This window comes from Hymenobacter endophyticus (genome assembly GCF_032464715.1).
GTDB lineage: Bacteria > Bacteroidota > Bacteroidia > Cytophagales > Hymenobacteraceae > Hymenobacter > Hymenobacter endophyticus.
On the sequence record NZ_JAWDJT010000007.1, the window covers coordinates 65,194 to 86,289 of the forward strand.

General features: G+C 56.1%; 16 protein-coding genes. 4 read left to right on the forward strand and 12 right to left on the reverse strand.

The features are described 5' to 3' along the window. Nucleotides 1–30: 30 nt before the first annotated feature. On the reverse strand, nt 31–3,150 hold the full coding sequence (locus ROI90_RS11750) for a SusC/RagA family TonB-linked outer membrane protein (protein WP_315998540.1): 3,120 nt from the start codon (nt 3,148–3,150) through the stop codon (nt 31–33). Between the two features lie 416 nt (nt 3,151–3,566). Between ROI90_RS11750 and ROI90_RS11755 the strand changes: the two genes are divergently transcribed. Together ROI90_RS11755 and ROI90_RS11760 are read left to right on the forward strand one after the other, a co-directional pair. Then, the gene (locus ROI90_RS11755; RefSeq protein WP_315998541.1) at nt 3,567–6,611 is read left to right on the forward strand and encodes a SusC/RagA family TonB-linked outer membrane protein; all 3,045 of its coding nucleotides are present in this window, start codon (nt 3,567–3,569) and stop codon (nt 6,609–6,611) included. Nucleotides 6,612–6,646: 35 nt separating this feature from the next. Beyond that, a complete protein-coding gene (locus ROI90_RS11760; protein ID WP_315998542.1) occupies nt 6,647–8,050 on the forward strand; it encodes a RagB/SusD family nutrient uptake outer membrane protein in 1,404 nt (467 codons plus the stop codon). 71 nt (nt 8,051–8,121) lie between these two features. Here the strand turns inward: ROI90_RS11760 and prfB are convergent. From prfB to ROI90_RS11800, 8 genes are all read right to left on the reverse strand, one after another. Then, nucleotides 8,122–9,199 (reverse strand): peptide chain release factor 2 gene (gene prfB, locus ROI90_RS11765; protein WP_315998543.1). Its coding sequence is split into 2 segments (ribosomal slippage): nt 8,122–9,138 and nt 9,140–9,199, totalling 1,077 coding nucleotides; the frame shifts between segments, so codons are not numbered across the junction. A 155-nt stretch (nt 9,200–9,354) separates the two neighbouring features. Next, nucleotides 9,355–10,419: a branched-chain amino acid aminotransferase gene (locus ROI90_RS11770; RefSeq protein WP_315998544.1), complete on the reverse strand. Its 1,065-nt coding sequence runs from the start codon at nt 10,417–10,419 to the stop codon at nt 9,355–9,357. Between the two features lie 169 nt (nt 10,420–10,588). Next, nucleotides 10,589–11,137, reverse strand: coding sequence for a cob(I)yrinic acid a,c-diamide adenosyltransferase (locus ROI90_RS11775; protein ID WP_315998545.1), 549 nt, complete (start codon nt 11,135–11,137; stop codon nt 10,589–10,591). A gap of 73 nt (nt 11,138–11,210) precedes the next feature. Further along, nucleotides 11,211–11,930 carry an ABC transporter ATP-binding protein gene (locus ROI90_RS11780; RefSeq protein WP_315998546.1) on the reverse strand — a complete coding sequence of 240 codons (720 nt, stop codon included), beginning with the start codon at nt 11,928–11,930 and terminating at the stop codon, nt 11,211–11,213. Between the two features lie 19 nt (nt 11,931–11,949). Then, nucleotides 11,950–14,940 carry a hypothetical protein gene (locus ROI90_RS11785; protein ID WP_315998547.1) on the reverse strand — a complete coding sequence of 997 codons (2,991 nt, stop codon included), beginning with the start codon at nt 14,938–14,940 and terminating at the stop codon, nt 11,950–11,952. 72 nt (nt 14,941–15,012) lie between these two features. Then, nucleotides 15,013–15,300: an Asp-tRNA(Asn)/Glu-tRNA(Gln) amidotransferase subunit GatC gene (gene gatC / locus ROI90_RS11790; protein ID WP_315998548.1), complete on the reverse strand. Its 288-nt coding sequence runs from the start codon at nt 15,298–15,300 to the stop codon at nt 15,013–15,015. 46 nt (nt 15,301–15,346) lie between these two features. Beyond that, nucleotides 15,347–16,165 (reverse strand): lysophospholipid acyltransferase family protein, encoded by an 819-nt coding sequence (locus ROI90_RS11795; RefSeq protein ID WP_315998549.1) that lies wholly within the window; start codon nt 16,163–16,165, stop codon nt 15,347–15,349. A gap of 162 nt (nt 16,166–16,327) precedes the next feature. Next, entirely contained in the window at nt 16,328–16,900 is a 573-nt protein-coding gene (locus ROI90_RS11800) for an NUDIX hydrolase (protein ID WP_315998550.1), read from the reverse strand. A 449-nt stretch (nt 16,901–17,349) separates the two neighbouring features. On the opposite strand from ROI90_RS11800, the gene ROI90_RS11805 reads away from it, so the two are divergent. Both ROI90_RS11805 and ROI90_RS11810 read left to right on the forward strand, forming a co-directional pair. Continuing rightward, the gene (locus tag ROI90_RS11805) at nt 17,350–17,589 is read left to right on the forward strand and encodes a hypothetical protein (protein ID WP_315998551.1); all 240 of its coding nucleotides are present in this window, start codon (nt 17,350–17,352) and stop codon (nt 17,587–17,589) included. A gap of 318 nt (nt 17,590–17,907) precedes the next feature. Beyond that, complete coding sequence (locus tag ROI90_RS11810) at nt 17,908–18,483, forward strand: ribonuclease HII (RefSeq protein ID WP_315998552.1); 576 nt, start codon at nt 17,908–17,910, stop codon at nt 18,481–18,483. A gap of 149 nt (nt 18,484–18,632) precedes the next feature. Here ROI90_RS11810 and ROI90_RS11815 read toward each other — a convergent pair whose 3' ends face one another. Genes ROI90_RS11815 through ROI90_RS11825 form a run of 3 tightly spaced genes read right to left on the reverse strand, consistent with a single transcriptional unit; the run spans nt 18,633 to nt 21,059 of the window. Continuing rightward, nucleotides 18,633–19,076 (reverse strand): response regulator, encoded by a 444-nt coding sequence (locus tag ROI90_RS11815; protein ID WP_315998553.1) that lies wholly within the window; start codon nt 19,074–19,076, stop codon nt 18,633–18,635. Nucleotides 19,077–19,126: 50 nt separating this feature from the next. After that, a complete protein-coding gene (locus ROI90_RS11820; protein ID WP_315998554.1) occupies nt 19,127–20,668 on the reverse strand; it encodes a sensor histidine kinase in 1,542 nt (513 codons plus the stop codon). A 25-nt stretch (nt 20,669–20,693) separates the two neighbouring features. Further along, a complete protein-coding gene (locus ROI90_RS11825; protein ID WP_315998555.1) occupies nt 20,694–21,059 on the reverse strand; it encodes a CZB domain-containing protein in 366 nt (121 codons plus the stop codon). Between the last annotated feature and the right edge of the window lie 37 nt (nt 21,060–21,096).

Below are 21,096 nucleotides of genomic sequence, written 5' to 3' on the forward strand. Positions count from 1 at the left end.
CAGCGGTGCCTAATAAAAGAGTTCAGTGATTTACAGAGTCAGGTTTATATTAAAACCGTAGCTCCGAGTCGAGGGAATCTGACCGAACTCCAAGCCCTGAACATCACCGCTGTTGAAGGAAGTTTCGGGGTCGATGTTGGGAGCTTTCGACGAAATCAGCCACAGGTTACGACCAACGAAGGAAACCCCAATGGTTTTGAAAGGCGTTTTACCGATAATGCCTTTGGGCAACTGATAACCCAGTTTCACTTCGCGCAGCTTCACAAAAGAAGCATCGTATACACTTGGCTCGTGCAGAGCGTTAACGTATGTTTCTTTGTAATACGTCTCGGCATCAGCTGCAACAGTGTTGGGGCTGTAGCTACCGTCAGCGTTCTGTACTACACCTTTGCCAACTACACCACCTTCGCGGCCGGCCAGTGAGTTTTTCAGCACCCCGGCGTAGTTACCCCAGGTGTTGGTTACGGAGTATACCTCGCCGCCCTGACGAGTATCCAGCAAGAAGCTGAAATTCACGCCTTTGAAGGAGAATTCGTTGTTCAGACCACCAAACCAATCGGGGGTGTAGTTACCAAGTACCCGGCGGGTTGGGTCAACAACTGGAAGACCATCTGCTGAGTAGATAACTTCTCCTTTGTAAGGACCATCTGGTACGCGCAGGTAGCCGTTGCCAAACAGGGCACCATATGGCTCCCCTACGCGGGCTTCCACGTTTAGGCTCCAGGTTCCACCCAATACTAGGTTGTTGATACCGGGCAGCAGACTTTCTACGCGGTTGCGGTTAGCAGCAGCATTGGCCGTCAGCGTCCACTGGAAAGCACTTTCGGGCTTCAGGGGAGAGATGGTCAGGATACCTTCCAAACCTTTGTTGGAAATTTCCCCGGCGTTTACCAGCGTAGTAGTGTAGCCCGTAGCAGCAGTTACCGGCAAGTTGATGATCTGGTCAACCGTGTTGTTTTTATACGCGGTCAGTTCCAGGCCCAGGCGATTCTGGAAGAAGCGAACTTCGGCACCAACTTCGGTAGAACGGCTACGCTGAGGCTTCAGGTTAGGGTTCAGACGGGCGTTGGAAGTGGTAACCGTTGGCTGGGAGCCGAATGGCAGGCCACCGCTGAGGTACACGTCATTCAGACGATACGGATCAGTGTCGGAGCCTACTTCAGCGTAACCGCCGCGCAGCTTGGCAAACGACAGGAAAGAATCTTCCAGTTTGAAGGCTTCCGTCAGCACCAAGCTAGCGTCAACCGAAGGATAGAAGTAAGAGTTGTCGCTGTTTGGCAGCGTAGAAGACCAGTCGTTACGGGCTGTACCACCCACGAACAGGAAGTCCTTATAGCCAAACTTGACGGAAGAGTACAAGCTGTTTACCCGACGACGGTAGTTACGGCTGTTAGCTGTAAGCGGCGTTGAGAAGTTGTCAAGCGTATACAGACCAGGAATTGCCAGGTTGCTGACGGCAGTTGCGCCAGTTTCTGAACGGGCATCCCGACGGTTAGCACCAACCAAGAAGTCCAGCGTTACGTCCTCCGTGAGGTTACGGGTAACGGTGGCCAGGAATTCCGTGTTACGCTCCAAGGCATAGATTCTCTCCTCGGTGTAATCGTCTACGATGGACTGCTCAATATCATCCTGAGCAATCCGGCGAGTATGGAATTCGTTATAGAAGTCGTTAGTGGTACGGCCTGTCAGCGTCAGCCAAGAGGTGGGCGAATAGCTCAACGTAATGTTACCGATTACACGGTCACGACGGTCGTCGTTGAGGTTTTCGTAGAGCGTAAAGTAGGGGTTGTTGTGGTAGTTATAGTTCCAGTTATATTTCTGGCCACCCCGGTTGTAGTCCTTCAGCTCGGCAATGTTTACCTGACGGCCAAACCATACGAACTGCTGCATTACGTTCTGAGCATTATAGCCCAGCTGCGGACGACGGCCCCGGTTTTGCACGTAGTTCACGTTCGTGCTGAATTTCAGCTTGTCCGTGAGGTCAGCACCACCATTCAGGTTTACCGTATTACGACGGATGAAGGTGTTCGGGAGAATACCATTCTGGGTGAGGTTGGTATAAGAAAGACGAACCCCAGCCTTCTCGTTGCCACCCGAAAGGGCAATGTTGTTGGTGAACGTGCGGCCAGTTTCAAAGAAATTACGGACGTTATCAGGATTAGCTACCCAAGGAGTAGCCTGACGCACACCGTTTTCTACGGGCGAGTTGAATTGAGGAATCAGGCGGCCGTCCAAACGGGGACCCCAGCTTTCATCCACCCCGTCGTTGACTCCACCACCGCGACCATTAACGAACGAGAATTCACCTCCGTTGCCTTGGCCATATTCGTTCTGGTAGTCGGGCAGCTTCAGTACGCTTTCGAAAGAGGTAGTACTGTTTACAGCAATACCCAGACCACGGGATTTACGGCCTGATTTGGTTGTAATAACTACTACACCGTTTGCGCCCCGCGAACCGTACAGAGCGGCGGCGTTTGCACCCTTAAGTACCGAGATGCTCTCAATATCGTCGGGGTTGATGTCAGAAGCAGCGTTACCGTAGTCAACACCACCGTTCGGGCCACTGTTGGCGTACGAAGAGTTGTCAATGGGCTGGCCGTCAACTACGAACAGGGGTTGGTTGTTACCAATGGTTTTGGCACCCCGGATTACGATACGTGACGAGCTACCAACGGCACCCTGGCTGTTCGAAATCTGAACACCAGCGAGCTTGCCTTGCAGCGAGTTCACCACGTTAGACTCGCGGGCCTGCGTCAAAGCTGCTCCCTGAACGTCCTGTACGGAGTAACCCAGCGTCTTTTTCTCTTGCTCGCGGCCCAAAGCCGTTACCACTACTTCACCAAGAACTTTGGTGTCAGCGGCCAGACCTACCGAAATATTAGTTTCGGTGCCGATAGCACGCTCTACCGTTACAAAGCCTACCGAGCTGAAAACCAGGGTAGAAGCAGTAGTAGGGGCGCTAATGGTGAATGAACCGTCGCTGTTGGTAGAGGCACCAATGGTAGTGCCTTTCACCAGCACGGTAACGCCCGGCAGACCTTGACCATTACCACGGTCAGTGACCCGGCCGGAAATCTCGCGGTTTTGAGCGGCCACCTGCTGCAACAGGATAGGCGAGATCAAAACCGCACTAAATAGTGCTTTACGCATAATAAAGTGAGTGTGAAATGTGAGAAAGGTGAGTGATGATGAATGGATGGAACGCTTCCCAACTTCTAAAAAAAGCCAGCAGCAGCATGGCATGCAAGTTTCGGCGCGAAATGTTATATTTATTCACGCAATAATCATGTGGTGCCGGCTCCTGTTAGCAATAATAGAACAATTTGCCCTGATAATTACCAACCTATTGAATAACACACTCTGCTAGGTAGCTAATTCACAATGCTGTAGCACATCACTTGGAATGTTGCAAGACTGATCTAGTGCCTGTAAACAGAAAATATATATTGTATTGAATATATTAGTTGATTATGAAAAACATAATATATTGGGTATATTTTTGATAATAATCCTGTTGTCAACTGATTTTAGTGCCCTTCCCTTCATTTTTCTCAACACTCACTCACATGCGGAAAACATTACTTTCTGCGTTTCTGGCCTCCCCCATTCTGTTGCAGCAGGTGGCCGCCCAGAACCGCGAAATCTCTGGCCGAGTCACGGATTCAGCCAGTGGTCAGGGGCTGCCGGGCGTTACTGTACTCGTCAAGGGTACTACTGTCGGGGCCTCTACTAACAGCGACGGCTCATTCACTCTCAGTGCGCCTGCAACTGCTTCCACCTTAGTCTTTAGCTCGGTAGGCTTTGTAACAGCGGAGCGTGCTATCGGCGCCAGTTCCACATTTGCGGTAGCACTATCGGCCGACTCACGCGCGCTGGATGAGGTAGTAGTAACCGGGTTGGCCACCTCCGTTAAGCGGTCTAATTTGGCCAATGCTATTACCACTATATCGGCAAAGGAACTGACGGGAAGTACGCGGCCCGTTACGGTTGATGCAGCACTGAGTGGGAAAGTTGTTGGGGCCAATATTGCCCAAACAAGCGGTGCGCCGGGAGGGGGCTTATCGGTGCAGTTGCGGGGTATCTCTACTATTAACGGCAGCTCCCAACCACTCTACATTATTGATGGGGTATATGCTGTGAATGCCGAAGTGGGCAACGGTGCCGGAGCTGCTGCTTTCAGCGGGGCAGCTGCCGGCACAGGACGCACTAGCCAAGACAACGGTATAAACCGCCTTTCCGACCTCAACCCTAATGACATTGAGAGTATTGAAATTCTCAAAGGACCAAGCGCAGCGGCCATTTATGGGACGCGAGCTAACGCTGGGGTTGTAATTATTAAAACAAAACGAGGAGCTGCCGGGAAAACGCGTATCAGCTTTAACCAGGATTTGGGGTATGCCGAGGCATGGCGCCTGCTAGGGAAAGAGGACTGGACGGACAGCAAGATAGATACCTATTACGCTTATCCTAACAATGCTACGCCGGCTCAGATAGCGGGCGTGAATGCTACTCGCGCAAGTGAAAAAGCAAAGTTGGCGGCAGCACAAGCTTCGGGCAATATCCACGACTACGAGAAGGAGATTTATGGCAACACTGCTTTCCTGCGTAACACTGGGCTGAGCATTTCGGGTGGTAATGAGCGGACAAAGTTTTTTGTATCGGGCTCTACCACAAACGAAGAAGGTATTGTGAAGCGAACGGGCTTTGAGCGCCACTCTATTCGGGCCAACGTGGACCACAAGATTGGTGAGCGGGTTGATTTGGGCGTAAGCGCCAACTATATTAACTCGATGAACCGCCGGGGATTTACCGGGAATGACAACCGGGGAGTGGCGCTGGGCTATACGTTGGCCTATATTCCTAGCTACGCTCAGCTCAACAAGAACGAGTTAGGGCAATTCCCCGATTCGGAATACACGGGCGACAATCCGCTGGCCGTAGTGGAGCGAGCTATTAATGAGGAAACAACGAACCGCTACGTACAAACGGCCAGCTTAACGGTGCGGCTGATTGATAAGGAGTCGTCGTCGTTGCGTTTTGCGGCCCAGGGTGGGGTCGATTTTTCCAGCAGCAATGCCTTGCTGGCGTTGCCCTCCGACATGCAGTCGCAGCGTAGCCTGGCCTTGCCGGGGGCAGCTCGGGTGGCCAAAAACCAATTCTTCAACTCCAACCTGCAGGGCTTCCTGATTTATGACTGGAAACTGGGGGATGCTGTTAGCCTTACTTCACAGGCAGGTACCGTCCGCCTGTCGCAGAAACAGAACCTGACGTATAACCAGGGGCAAAACCTGTCGCCCGGCCCGCCTTATACGCCTAACCGGGGCACCGTAACAACGCAGGAAACTACCATTACTGAAGAGGCTGATTTGGGCTTTGTGGCTCAGCAGGAAGCTAACTTCCGGGACCAGATTATTGCAACGGCCGGGGTTCGTTTTGATAAATCGAACCGGAACGGCGACCCTGAAAAATACTATGCCTTCCCCAAGGCATCCTTGGCCGTTAACATTGCCAAGTTCGGGTTCTGGTCATTTGATGCGGTGAACTTAGTGAAACTACGCGCCGCTTACGGAGAAACCGGCGGCCCGGCTTTCTTCGGTGGTCTGTACTCCCCGTTGGTAGCTACTTCTACCGGGGGGCGGCCCGGCCTGCTGACGTCAACACTGCTCGGAAATCCTGACATCAAGCCGGAAACTGCTTCTGAGTTGGAATTAGGAATTGACCTAGGATTTCTGGAAAACCGCATTGGTCTGGAGGCCTCGGTGTATAATAAAAAGGTATTTGACCTGATCAATACCTACGCACTAGCACCAGCTACCGGTCTAACATCTATTCGGGCGTACAATGTGGGTGATTTGCGCAATCAAGGGCTGGAACTGGCGCTGAACATAAATCCGGTGCGCAGCAATTTTATCAACTGGAACTCGACTACGCAGTTTTGGCTGAACCGCTCTGAGGTAACCAAGCTTTACACTGATCCGCTGGTAGTGCCTCCGTTCAACACTGGTTCTGGCTTCGGAGCCACATTCGGGCGGAACGTGTTTGTGGTGGGCGAATCGCCCTCCCGCTGGTACGGTACCCCCGCCGACCCCAATAGCCCAAACTTCAGCGGGCTGACGCGCTACGAGGATGCTCAGCCCACCTTCCAGATGTCCTTCCTGAACTCGCTGACCATTGCGCGAAGCTTTGATGTGTCGTTTCTGTTGCACTGGAAGAAAGACGGCTATAACAGCAACCTGAGCCGTTTACTGAAGGATGAGGGAGGTACAACCGAGGACTGGAGCACGCCTAGTCCGGAGTCAGGAGTGCCCAACGGCCTGTACCGCCAGGGGCTGACGGCCCGGGAGTTTATTCAGAACTCAGGATACGTGCGTTTGCGGGAAGCATCCATCTACTACTCGCTACCGGCCCGCCTGCGCACCAGCTTGTTTAAGGAGTATGTGCAAAACATTCGGATTGGAGTTTCAGGGAACAATTTGATTACCTGGACGGATTACGTGGGCTACGACCCGGAAGTATCCAACTTTGGCTCAACGTCCAATTTTGCTCAGGTAGACGTGGCTAGCTACCCGAGCACCAGACGGATTTTCTTCCACGTCAATATTGACTTCTAGCCTTGAATTCCTCTCCACATCAGCATTTCACTCTCATGCAATATTTTCGTCAGAAGCTAGTAACCGCCACCGTGGTGTTGGGGTTACTAGGCACAACCTCCTGCGGTTTCTTTGATGTAGAAGCCGTAGAGGATCCTAACAACCCCAGCCTTGGCTCCGTGCTGAGCAACGCCAGCAAGGCGCAGCTCGATGCCCTGGCTGTTGGCGTTGAAGCCTCTTTGCGCAATGTACACAACGGCAATGCTCCGTATAACTGGTTGGCGGGTACGCTAGGGCGGGAAGTAACTATCCTGGCCTCCACAGAATCTCGCTGGTACGGGGAGTTGCAAGGCACCCGCACTACCCTAGATGATGCTGCCTACTACAATGGCTATTATACCCCCCTGGCCCAAACGCGCCGGGCAGCACAGGTGTACCGGGAGTCGGCTAATAACAGCCAAGCCGTTACAGCTGAGCAACGCCAGGGTATTGCTGGTTTTACGCATACCTACGAGGCCTTGTCCAAACTGCTGCTGCTAAACCTGCAAGGGGCCAATGGCATTCGTATTGCTGTGGATGATCCGCTGAAACCGGGCAAATTCGTTACGCCAGCCGAGGCCCTAACCAACATCCGGCAACTGCTGGACCAAGGAGCCAGTGAGTTGGACCAAGCCGGCAGTAGCTTCGGTTTCTCATTATCCTCTGGCTATACAGGATTCAACACCCCAGCTACATTTAAGCAATTCAATCGGGCTTTGGCGGCGCGGGTGGCCTTGTATCAGAGCGATTATACGGGAGCACTTGCCGCGCTTGGCTCCTCGTTCATCAGCACCACCGCGGATTTGAAGCTTGGGCCGAAAATTACCTTCAATCCAGCCATTGCCGGGGATGCCGGCAATACGTATTTCCAAGTAGCCAACAACACGGGAGCCAACGTTATCGGCGTGCCAGATAACTTTGTAACAGAGGCAGAAGCCGGGGATGCGCGTCTGAGCAAAGTGGCGCTACGCACAGCGCCGCGGGTAACCGGTGGTATTTCTCTGGCTTACGAATCCCGTTTATTCCCCACCAACACAACTTCGCTCGACATCATCCGCAATGAGGAGTTGATCTTGATTTCGGCCGAAGCCAAGGCTAATAGCGGTAATCTGGCCGGGGCTCTTACCGATGTCAATATCATTCGCACCCGGGCCGGTAACCTGGCCGCTCTGCCGGCAGGCTCCTTCACCTCCCTGCTCAGAGCCATGGACGAAATTATTAAGCAGCGCCGGTATTCGCTGTTCTTTGAAGGCCAGTATTTCGTTGATCTGCGACGTACAAACCGTTTGAAGCCAGTGGTAACGGTGGACCCAGCCTCTACGCCCATTCAGACGCTGGCGTTCAGCTCCAGCCCGTACAACCTGATTGCCAATATGCCTAAGCCAGCTGCCGAAAAGGCCTGGGACGCCACCAACCCGTAAGCTGAAAGTACTGTAACATAAAAAGGCCCCGAACAATTATTCGGGGCCTTTTTTGCGCGGAAAATGAAGGGCTAATTCTGCATCAAATATCCTTTAATATACTCTTCCAGGTCGCCATCCAGCACGTTCTGCACGTCGGTGCGCTCGATGCCGGTGCGTAGGTCTTTGACGAGCTTGTATGGGTGCAGCACGTAGTTGCGGATTTGGGAGCCGAAGTCAATGCGCTTTTTGCCGGCTTCCACCACGGCGCGGGCTTCGTTGCGCTTGTCCAGCTCTAGCTGGTAGAGGCGGGATTTAAGCATACGCAGGGCGTGTTCCTTGTTCATGAGCTGACTCCGCTCAATCTGACATTCGATAACGATGCCGGAGGGAGCGTGCTTGAGCCGAACGGCCGTTTCTACCTTGTTCACGTTCTGGCCACCGGCCCCACCGGCCCGGTATGTGTCCCAGGTTATGTCGCCGGGGTTGATTTGGATGTCGATGGTATCATCAACGACCGGATAGGCGAATACGGAGGCAAAAGAGGTGTGCCGCCGGCCGCTACTATCGAAGGGTGACATGCGTACCAAACGGTGCACCCCAATTTCGCTTTTCAGGTAGCCATAGGCAAACGGTCCATCAATTTCCAGGGAGGCTGATTTGATGCCAGCGCCCTCCCCGGGCTGGTAGCTAACCTGCCGAACCGTGAAACCTTGCTTCTCGCCCCACATGATGTACATGCGCATGAGCATTTCGGCCCAGTCCTGGCTTTCGGTGCCACCGGCGCCGGGGTTGAAATCCAGAATGGCGGAGAGCTGATCCTCCTCATCGGAGAGCATACGCTTGAACTCCAGGCGCTCCACCGCCTGCTCGGCAGCACTGAACTCGCGCTGCATTTCTTCCTCGGAAACGTCGCCTTCCCGGTAGAAGTCGAATAGCACTTCTACGTCGCCAAGAATCTTCTCTACGGCTTCGTAGTCGTCCGTCCAGACCTTCACGGCTTTGATTTCGCGCATAACGGCCTCCGCTTTTTTGGAGTCGTCCCAGAAACCAGGCGTAGTGGTTTGCTGCTCGGTAGCTAGTACCTGGGCTTTGCGGGCATCGTAGTCAAAGATACCTCCTCAGGGCCTCAGCGCGGCCCTTCAACTCCTTCACCTGATCTTGGGTCATGGAAAAAAATGCGTGAGTGAAATAAAAAACACCTGGGGCTAAAAGCCTAAGGTGGCCGAAAGGTCGGAAGAAATCAGCCGACCCGTAAAAGCACTTGCGGAGCACCTCCACTGGAAGCACTCCGCAAGCGTAAAAATATACGAGTGGTAGGCCAGCTACACGCGCACCATCCAGCCGTGCGTATCCGTAGCCTCGCCGCTCCGGATAGCCGCCAGCGCATCGGAAACGCGCTTAGAGAAGGCATCGGCCCCAGCCGCGGGTAGCTCAAAATCCTGGCCCTGGTAGCCGATAACGGCAATGGGCGCAATGGTAGCGGCTGTACCAACTCCAAAGGCCTCCTGCAGCGTACCGCTAGCGTGAGCATTCAGAATTTCCAGAGCCGAAACCTTCCGTTCCTCCACCGGCATACCCCAGTCGCGGGCCAGTTGCAGTACGCTACGGCGAGTGATGCCATCCAGGATAGAAGTGCTGAGAGCGGGCGTTACCAGACGACCGTCGATGACGAACATGGCATTCATGGTGCCGGATTCCTCCACGTACTTGTGCTCAGAAGCATCCGTCCAGATAAGCTGATTATAGCCTTCCTGCTGGGCCAGTTTGGTGGGGTACATAGCCGCGCCGTAATTACCGGCGTTTTTGGCAAAGCCCGCGCCGCCTTCAGCCGAGCGCACATACTTCTCCTCAAAACGCACCCGTAACGGCTTGTTGTAGTACAGCCCAACGGGGCAGGTAATAATCATAAAGCGGTAAGCGTCCGAGGGGCGCACGCCCAGCATGCCATCGGTAGCAAACATGAAGGGACGAATGTACAGGGCGCTACCGGTAAAGTTGGGTACCCACTCAGCATCCAGTTGAATCAGCTGGCGCAGGCCCTGCATAAAGATCTCCTCGGGCACCGCCGGCATGCACATACGCTCGGCAGAGGCGTTGAGGCGGTGCAGGTTATCGAGGGGGCGGAAGATGAAGATGTCGTCTTCCGTATTCTTGTATGCCTTCATTCCCTCAAAAATGGCTTGCCCGTAGTGCAGGGCCGAGTTGGCGGGGCTCACCAGCATGTCGCCGTAAGGGACAATCTGGGGTTCCTGCCACTCCCCGTCCTGGTAGTCAACTACCAGCATGTGGTCAGCGAAGGTTTTGCCAAATTCGAGGTGGTCAAAGTCCACCTCAGATAGGCGGGATGCGGCCGTGCGCTTGGTAGAAATGGTCAAGGCGTCAATCATGAGGAGTGGGGTGGGATAAGGAGGTGGAGGCACTCTGCCCAACTGCCGGCTACAACCGAAGTAGCGGGGGGTAAAGTGCCGGAACGGGTGGGGGAGGTGGTAGGAGAACGGGCAAGTAAAGGTGCAGAATTTCTTCCGAACACTTGTTAGTTTGGGATGGTGCCCGCCCTCAAAGGCGCGGTTCCCACTTCACTTCTTCTGCCTGCAGCTCATGAGCCATCTGGCGGCTAAGCACGAACAGAAAGTCGGAGAGGCGGTTGAGGTACATGACCACCAACTCGGCCACGAACTCATCCTGTTGCAAGTGAATTACCAGTCGCTCGGCCCGGCGGCATACACAACGGGCCACGTGCGCAAAGGATACGGACTGATGCCCGCCTGGCAGCACAAATACCCGCAATTCCGGTAGGCCATCGTTCATGCGGTCCATTTCTTGTTCCAGCAAGACTACGTCTTCGGCGTGCAAATCCGGAATCTTCATCTTCGACTTCTCGGGGTCGGAAGCCAGGGAAGCGCCAATGGTGAACAGCCGGTCTTGAATTTCCTTGAGCAATGGCCGCCGCCCAGCATTTACATCCTGGTCGCGCACGAGGCCGAGGTAGGAATTCAGCTCATCAACAGTGCCGTAGCACTCAATACGCAGGCTGGACTTGGGTACGCGCGTGCCACCAATAAGGGAAGTCAGGCCCTTGTCGCCGGTTTTAGTATAGATTTTCAAGCGAACAGGAGAAACGGTGGTTGGAAAGCTATACTACCCGCAACGGACTGAAATGTTAGCAGCCAGCGGCCACTCACTGGCTAGTTAACTGATGGATAGCCAAGTCGTGGTTCACCACATCGGTTTCCACCAGACCGTCGCGCAGACGCACAATGCGGTGGGCATGGCGGGCAATATCTTCCTCGTGGGTTACCATGATGATGGTGTTGCCCCGCACGTACAGTGCCTCAAACAATTCCATAATCTCGTGGCTGGTGCGGGTATCGAGGGCACCAGTGGGTTCGTCGGCCAGGATGATGCTGGGGCTGTTTACCAGGGCGCGGGCAATGGCTACGCGCTGGCGCTGCCCACCCGAAAGCTCGTTGGGGCGGTGTAGGGCCCGCTCAGCCAAACCTACGTTGCGTAGGGCTTCACGGGCCATTTCCTGCCGTTCACTCTTGCCATAGCCAGCGTAAATCAGTGGCAGGGCAACATTATCGAGGGCAGTGGCGCGGGGCAGCAGGTTGAAGGATTGGAATACGAAGCCAATTTCCTTGTTGCGCACATCTGCCAACTGGTTGTCCGTCATGTTGCTGACGTCCTTACCATTGAGGATATACTGCCCGCCCGAGGGAGTATCCAGGCAACCCACGATGTTCATAAGGGTGGATTTGCCGGAGCCTGAGGGGCCCATAAAGGCCACGTACTCGCCGCGCTGAATGGTAATGGATACCGACTGAAGCGCATGAATTTCCTCAGTCCCCATCCGGTAGACCTTGGAAATATCGGTGGTTTGGATAACGGGAGGCAGCATATCCGAGAGGGGGCTGGGGTTAGTTCCAGGGAGCAGCGGTAGTGGCCCGAGCGGCCCGCCGCGTCTCATACTCTGTACGAAAGGTAGCGTAATCTGCGGGGGAAAGCAATGTGCCCAACCGGTAGAGTGGCGACTGTGCGTATTCAGTGAGGCCAACCGGAATAGAGGCTAAGATGTAGGCCTTCAGCAGCGGGACAGAGGCAGGGTTGTATTCGATGCCGCGCAGCAAAGTGTTGTAGGCCAGGTTATAGTCGCGTTGGCGTGCGTGAAAGCCTGCCGCCGCCACCAGGCCATTCTCCACAAAGGGGGCTTGCTGCGTGAGCTGGGCGTATAGCTCCGTTGCTTTCTGAGGCTGTTTGTTGGCATCGGCCAGGGCTGCCCGGAAATACAGCTGCTGGAACTGGTCGAAGCCTTCAAAACGCCCCTGCTGCACTAACTGCTGCAAAGCTGGCCATTGCTGAGTACGCACGTACACCTCCCCCCTAATAACGTTCCAGGCGGATGCCCCGGCCGCCTGCACCGGCGGAGCCACTTGCTGCAAGGTTTGCTGCACGGCTGCTGTCTGGCCCTGCTGCAAGGCGCGGGGCAGTTGCGCAAGCGTGGCAGTGGTACGCAGAGCTGGAGTTATAATAATAGCAGCGGCTGGTAGGAGGTCAGTGGCGGGCAGCTCGTCGCCGCGCACGACCAAAAACTGCGTGCGCAGAGAATCCGAAACCTGGGCAAAGCGGCCCCGGAAATCAGGCTCCAGAATCGTCAACAGCCGTTGCGCCACCAAACCAGCCGCCGGGTCAGGATTGAGGGGAATACGGCGGGCTATCTGGCGGGCTGAATCGGGCTGCCCGGCGAGGGCGAGGGCGTAAGCAGTGGGTAAGGCAGCAGTAGGAGCACCGTTTTCGCGGGCTTCCTGCAAGCGGCTGGCCGCCGGAGCGGGAAGGCCCTGCTGCAACAGCCAAAGCCCTTGTAACTGCTGGTAGTAGCCTGCACCCGGGCCTGAGCCGATAGCCAGGGGCGCCAGAGTGCCTTGCGCCGCTACCAACTGGCCGCCGTACTGCTGGGTTAGCGCCTTGAGAAACAGAAGCTGGTCGTGGTACCCCTCATTAGCCGGGTGAGCCAGCAGTGCGGGCAGGTGGGGCAACAACGTGGTATCACGCTGCAAAGCGCGGCCCAGCGCCTCGTGATACAGCCGGGCAAAGCCGGCCGGCGTGAGTGCGCTATCAGGATAGGCCGGAGTGGTGGTAGTGGCTCGCTCATTGGCCAACCTGGCTAGCAGAAGCCGGTTGCTCTGGAGGGCATCGTCGGGGCTGGTAATGCTTGCCTGCGCTAGCTCCTGGGCTTGGGGCCACTGCTGCTGCCGAATGAAATAGGCTAGTTTATTCGCCTCTAACACAGCATTGCCCGAGGACGCGGCCTCGGCACGAGCCTGGTAGAACTCGACGGAATCGGTGAGGGAGGAGCGGGAGTATAGTTGGGCCAGGTCGCCATTGAGGGCCGCGCTATTAGGGTTGGCTTTCAGTGCTTCCCGCAGTATTGCCAGCCGGTCAAAGAAGTCAGTAGGCTCGTTGTAGAGGGCCGCCAAGCGCAAGGAAATCTTCTCGGAAGGGCGCCGCGCCAGCGCCCGCCGCAGAATATTGATTTCGTTCTGACGCTGCAGCCGGAACCGGTACAAGGCTGCCCGGCCTAGGCTGGCCTTGTGGTTGTGGCGGTCCAGCGCATCGCTCTCGGCATAGTAGCGCTCAGCCAGCAAGGCCTGCGCCATGTCGTCGGGGGCGTACTCGCTTTCCAGGCGGGCCAAGTCGCCGAGGTTGTTGAAGGAAGCGGCTTGCACCTGGTCGAGCAGGAAGAAGCTGCTGCGTTGGGCTACCACCAGCAGGGCGGAAAGCCCCAGGATGTACATGGCGTAGAACGGAAACCGGCGCGGCTCAAACACTACCCGGTACACCGGCAGCTTTTGCCGAAGCAAAGGCGCAAAATTCAGCAGCACGTACAGCAAAAACGCGGCGCCCACGCACAGAAATGCCAGTACTGTAAAGTCGCGGCCGGCTTGCAGCATGGGGTCGTTGGCCGTAGCCAGGGCGTAACCGAGCACCGCGGCGGCCAAAAGCACCAGCACACCGTACAGAATCCTGACAGTTTCGGGATACGGTACCCATTCCTGATAGGTAGCTGCCCGCCGCCGCAAGCCAAGCCCCCCAACCACTACGGCCGGAATCAGCAGCACATACGGGTCGAGATGCAGGCCGGGCAGGAGCACCACCTCGCTCTGATTGAGATAATACAGCAGGAGCATCCCCAGGTACAGAGCGCTGACCAGCAGAAACGGCCACAGCCCATAGCGGCCCGCCGGGGTATCAGCCTGAGTATTCAGCCACAGCAGGCCATGCACATTCTCAAACGCCACCCACAGAACCAACAGGGCAAACGCAACGGCTCCACTGGCAGTAAAAAAGGCGCTCAGGTGCAGCGCCGTCACCTCTGGCGTCCCGGTACTACGGAAGAATAACACGGCCCCCAACCCGCCTACCAGCAGTGCGAAAACGCCGAGGCGGGGCAGCAGCGGCACCTCGGGCCGGAAAGCGTGGAAGTAGTACGCCGGGCCACCCAGCAGCGCCAGAGCAAGCAGCAGAAAGTATTGCTTCTGTACATCAAATACTCCCAGCAGGTCGGCATTCAGCGACATCAGCAGGAAAATGACCAAGGCCATACCCCCGACAAAAACCAGCCGGGTAGTGCTGCTGATAGCCGCCAGAAAATACACCAGGGCCACGCCCACTAGCACCACCAGTGCCAGGGCAGCATTGGGTTGCAGGAAGGGGCCAGCTACATCAAACGTCTGGGTTACGAGGTAGCCGTTAGCCTGCACTGGCAGTTTTTCCAAACCAACGGCCACGTTAGCCACCGTTACGGGAACTGGCGTAAGCTGAACAACGGGCCGTAAAGGCAGTACCACATCATCGGCGGTGGCGTACTGCCAGCCAATTAGGGCTACTGCCAGCGTAATGCACAGCGCCAAGAATAGCAAAGGGCCTCGCCACCAAGCTGAGCGGGCCGAAGCTGCGGGAAGGAAAGGAACCGACACCAGGGGCTATTCCAGCACTTTGGGTACGCGGAAATAATCGGAATCCTTGCGCGGGGCGTTGCTAAGACCCGCCTGGTGGCTCACCGTGTTCCGGGATTCATCGGGGCGCAGCACGTTGATTTCCTGCGACAGATGAACCAGGGGCTCTACATCGTCGGTATTAAGCTGGCGGAGCTGGTCTACCCAGTCCAGAATTTTGTTTAGGTCGCCGAGCATTTGCTGCTCCTTGGTTTCGTCAAATTCGAGGCGGGCCAGATGGGCCAGGCCCCGCAGGGTGTTCAGGTCGGTGCTCACAGTAGTATGAAAAGCTGAAAGTCAAAAATACGCAAACGACGACGCCCTAAGCCGAAGTACGTTGGCAGGCAGGCGGCGGGGCCGGTGCGGGTTTACGCCACGTGCTGGCTTCAGGAATGCCACCCGCTTGAGGGCGCAGCGCACTGGCAATAACGGAAAAAGCCCGCTGTTTCAACTCAGGCGCATCTTCGGCAGTAAGGCCCGCTGTCGGAATGGGTTCATGCAGAATGATGGCCAGCGGGGAGTAGCGCACCCGCAGACCCTCAACGTCGGGCATGAAGCGGTGGTTCAGGGGCATGGTAACCGGCACAATAGGTACGCCCGCCGCAATAGCCAGCTGGAAAGCTCCTTCCTTGAACTCATCCAGCTGCTGACCGGGGTGCTGACCAATACGGCCCTCCGGAAAAATGACCACTGAGCGGCCGGCTTCCAGCGTGCGGCGGGCCTGCACCATGGCCCGGCCCCGACTCACGGCACTGCTGCGGTCAACGGTGATATACACGCTGCCGAAGATGGGCCCCCAGAGCGGTACTTTTGCCAAGGAGCTTTTGCCCATGATGTTCAGCCAGCCCGGAATAGAGCGAAATAGCAGCGGAATATCAATGTAGGAGCTGTGGTTGGCCACGTACACACAGGGCTGGCCGGGTGGCAACGGCTGCTTCCGAATGGTTTCAACGGGCACGCCCCACATCAGAATAAACAGGCGGGCCCACTGCCGGTTAAGGGCGTGCAGGTAGCGGTGGTGCTGGGGCCGGCGGCTCAGATACCATTGCAGGGGATACGTCAGCACGAAAGGCAGTACAAACCAGAACGTGGCCCAGGTAGTGTATAGCCGATGACCGATATAGCGAAGCAAACGCAGCATACGCACAAATTTAGCGTGGAAAATGTGCGGAACGTGAAGAGCTGGAGAAATGAGGCCGTTGGGCAAGCCTCATCCTACGCTTTGAGAAGATGCCGGCAACCTGCTTGACACGCGTAGCGTCGGCATCAGCTGATCCTGCGCATCGGCCCTTCTTCACGCAGCTCAGATGCCCAATACGCGGGCAGCCTTAAGCAGACCCGCTATACTGATGGCGTCCGTAATACGGCCGTTCATCACCAGTTCCACCGCTTCCCGCAGAGGCAGCTTCCACAGGCGCAGGTCCTCGGTTTCCTCGGGTTCCACCTCGCCCTGCTCCAGCTCCTGGGCCAGAAAAACAAACCCCTCTTCGTCGGTTACCGAGTTGGAGGTGTGCAGGCGCATCAGGTTGGTCCAACGGCGGGCCAGCAGGCCGGTTTCCTCCTTCAGCTCCCGTTGCGCCGAGAGTAGCACATCCAGCTCAATTGGGCCACCGCCCATCGGAATTTCCCAGCTGTACTCGCTCAGGGTGTAGCGGTACTGGCCTACCAGCCAGGTATTGCCCTGCTCATCTACCGGAATAATACCCAAAGCTTTGTTCTTCATGGATACCACCCCATAAATGCCGGGGTTACCGGCCGGATTGGTAATCTGGTCTTCCCGCACCTGTATCCAGGGGTTTTGGTACTTGATTTCGGTGCCGTGCACGTGCCAGGGGTTATGGCTTTCGTCGATTTCCGGGGCAGCAAATTCGCTCATGGGAGGCAGCAGATTGATGAAAAGCTGGGGCAAAGGTAACCTACAATCCGGGCTTCACGGCGTTACCCGCTACCCTCGCCGGGCAGATGCAAGCATTGGCCGGCCATCCGCAGCCGTTGGTCAAATAAAGCCCCTGCCGCCTGCGCATTCATCTACCTTTGACTCACTAATTATTCAGCGCGCGTCGAGTTTATGGAAAGGAAGGCTCTTCCCGCGTAGTATTGGCTTTGGCGAAAGGAGTAGGGTGGATGAATGAAATTTTGCCGACCAATGCGAAGGAAAAGGCCGCTACCCCGGGTAGCGGTTTTTTTATTGCCCTTTGGGTAGCTGTGGGTAGTACAGCCTGGAGCGGTAACAAAATCCTGTAGCTGCTGAGGTAAACCCTGGGCAAAACGGGTGCGTACCAAGGCAAGGCAACCGTTCACTTTCCGGCTGCTGCCTTGCTCTGTATGGCTAATCAAGCTAAAAACCAGAACTCGCAACCCCAACCCGGCGACCCGCTGTTCAACCTGAAGCACGCTGAGGCCGAAGCTGCCTTGAAGCAGAATACCGGCGGCCTGGGCCCCACCACCAACGAATATATTACCACCGACGAGGATAGCGCCCTAGACGAGGGCCCGCGCGACAAACAAGGATTCCGCCGGGGCGAGTCGACTCCCGATACTGGCTCAACGGCTGGCAGCCATTAATCTGCCCGCTACGCACATAGTAGCTTTCTGCTCCACTCTTTTTACCCAGAAAAAGCCTCTGCGGGCGCCTCGGCCACCGCAGAGGCTTTTTTATGCCCTATCTTCTGCCAGGCTGTGTGGATAGTGGTGCAGAAAGCACGTCCTGCAGAGTATGTGGCGCCTTGAGCCAGTGACGAAACTCTCGCGTACTGCTATCTGAATTATTCTTGCAACGTCAGCACGCGAGATGCTTCGCCTCCGGCTCTGCATGACGTTCTAGGCAGGACAGTTTATCAACTCTCCACACGCTCTAGAAAACCGGGCCGTACTTTTGTGGCTATGTTAATAGCATCTCATACCGGTCAGTTCTTGGAGGCAGGCCTTGATGAAGCCGGGCGGGGCTGCCTGGCCGGGCCGGTTTTTGCCGCCGCCGTTATTCTGCCCCCTGATTTTACGCCGCAGTTTCTTAACGATTCCAAGCAGATGACGGCCAAGCGACGGGAAGCAGTACGCGCCGAAATATGCCGGGAGGCGGTAGCCTGGGCAGTAGCTGAAGCCTCGCCCGATGAAATTGCCACCATCAATATTGCCCAGGCTAGTTACTTGGCCATGCACCGGGCGGTAGCGCACTTAGCCGTAGAGCCCACCCACTTGCTGGTTGATGGTAACCGGTTTCGTGCGCATGCCACGCTGCCGCACACGTGCATAATAGGCGGCGACGGGCTATACCGGAGCATTGCGGCTGCCTCGGTACTAGCCAAAACGTTTCGGGATGAGCGTATGCGGGAGTTGGCGGCCGCTTATCCGCACTATGGCTGGGAGCAAAATGCAGGCTACCCCACAGCCCTGCACCGGGCTGCCATCCGCGAGTTTGGGCCTACTGAGCACCACCGGATGGGCTTCCGGTTACTGTAGTTGAGAACGACTCTGGCCAAGTAAGAACAAAGTCACTCCGCTTAATATCGAAGCTGTAGTAAAGCCATACGCCCTGATAACCGAGCGGTTATCAGGGCGTATGGCCTAGGGGGATGGAACGTAGTAGGGCAGGCTATTCTGCCGTGTGGTTACGCTTTGAGCCGAAGTAGGTCCAGAAAGAGGCTGAACCCATCAACTGATGTGCCGCCCTCCCCAAAGCTTTCAAAGCTCAACGGCTTAATGATGTAGCCGCTCACCGCTAAATCCTGGGCCTTTAGGCGGTCCGTTTCCAAGTCAGAGGTAGTGGTGATAAATACATTCAGGCCCACGAAATCAGGGTCGGAGCGGAGAATTTCCAGCAGTTCCAAGCCGTTCATGCGGGGCATATTCAGGTCGAGCATTACCACGCTGGGCCTGGCAATCTGCTCCTGTCCGCCCTCCCCGCGCAGCATATTCAGGGCTTCACGGCCGTTGCGGGCTATGTGCAGCGGCACATCTACGTTATGTTTTCGCAGCTCCCGCTGCACGTTCATAATATCCATCTGGTCATCCTCAACCAGAAGAATGCTTGATTGATCCGCTTCAGAGTTCATAGGTGGTTGCACTAGTACGGGCCTTCGGTGGCCGAGTGGTTATACGGTACTCAGCGTACTACGGTGGAAGCAGGGGGCTTATTTGGCTGGTCCTCGCGGCGGCGGCGGGGCTCTTTGGGCCAGGTGAAAATAAAGGAAGCGCCTTGTCCTTCAGCAGATTCAACGTGAATGGCACCGCCCTGGCCTTCCACAATTTTCTTGACGATGGCCAAACCTACCCCCGTACTTTCCAGGGTATCACGCTCCGTAAGAGTTTGAAAAATTACGAAAACTCGCTCGTGGTATTCCGGTGCAATACCAGGCCCATTGTCGGCCACCGAGAAGGTATAGAACTTGGGGCCTTCCACGCAGCCAATGCGCACCACACCCTGGGCCGGCTGATGATGGTACTTGGCGGCGTTGCTGATCAGGTTGGTGAATACCTGCTGCAGCTGCACCCGGTTGGTATGAATCGTGGGCAGATAGAAGGGCAGCTCCACCTCAAACCCAGTGGGTAGCTCCAGGGACTCGATGATTTCGCGCAGGAGCTGGCGCACAAATACGGCCTCGTCGGCTTGGGGGGTGCGGCCCACCCGAGCCAGGTCCAGAATGCCGGTGATGAGGTTTTCCATGCGCCGCACGCGGGTGCGCATCAGGATCAGGAACTCCCGGATGTGGTCGGGCAGGCCCTGGCCCATGTCCTCCTCAATCCAGCGCGAAGCCGACTCGATGCCCCGTAGCGGGGCTTTCAAGTCGTGGGAAACTACGTAGGCAAACTGGTCCAGTTCCTGGTTGCGGCGCTCCAACTGCCGGATGTTGGTGTTGATGGTGTCGGTCATGACGTTGAGTGATTCCGTCAGTTTCGACAGCTCATCATCATCCGCATCCTGCATCTGGGTGGAATAGTCACCATCGGCAATGCGCTTGGCCTGTACCACCATGCCCTTGATGCGCCGGGAAAACTGTCGCACCAGGTAGGAGGCGTACAGCAGCCCCAGAAAAATGGTAGCCAGCGTGATGCTAACCGATAGAATGCGGGTTTCGCGGATGCTCTCCTGCAGCTTTACGCGCTGCTTCACCCGAATATCGGCCTCCTCCTGGTCGAATACCGTGAACAGCACCCGAATCTGGTCCATCAAGACTTTGCCCGTGAGGTCGGTGGTGAGGTTGCGGTGCTCCAGGCCATTGATGCCCATCTGATTTGGGTCGCGGCGCATAGCTTCGCGCTTTTCCCCAATAAGCAGGTGAGAGTACGCCGACCATTGCTGAAACAGGTACTGGGCCCGCACCATGCGCTCATACTGAGGTGTGCCTAGGGTCAGCTCGTTGCGGAGCTGGGCAAACCGCCCTAGTAGGTTCCGCTCCCCCTCATAGTAGGAGTCCAGCACAATCTCATTGCCAATGAGCAGGTAGCCCCGGAAGCCGGTTTCCATGTCAATAATATTGCGCAGCAGCGTGGTGGCTTCGCCCGTAATGCGCTGGGAGCGTTCCACGCGCTGGGAGTTGCGCAGCACAGCCCGGGAGAGTTGATAGTTGATAACTACCACCGCCGCAAATAGCCCGGATATAATCAGAAAGCCCGCAAATAACTTAGTAGAGAGTTTAAACTTCATGCAGGAGCGGCGGCAGAACGGACGATTAACGGCCAGTACGAATTTTATCCTCCAACGTACGGAGCAGCCGGGTAATCAGGTCGGCCAAGCGGTTAATTTCTGCCATGCCGGCAATGGCCTCATCCTGGCGGCCGCGCTGGGCCATATCCATCAGGCGGTTGGCTTCGAGGTGAATTTGGGTATGCACGGCATCCAGTTCCCGGCTTTCCGGCAACTGGCCGTAGCGGGTGAGCACATAGGTGGTAATCCACTGCCCAAAAGAGCATTGTCGCGGGTCACGAATGGGGGCTTCAGCTGTGCTGCTACCATAAAGAAAGGAGCGAAGCTTGGACTTAAAATGCAGGTGCTTAATACGGGCACCATCAAACTCCTGCTTCAATTCATCGGTCATAGGGCAGAGTATACGTTTGCCGGAGCGGAAACGGCAG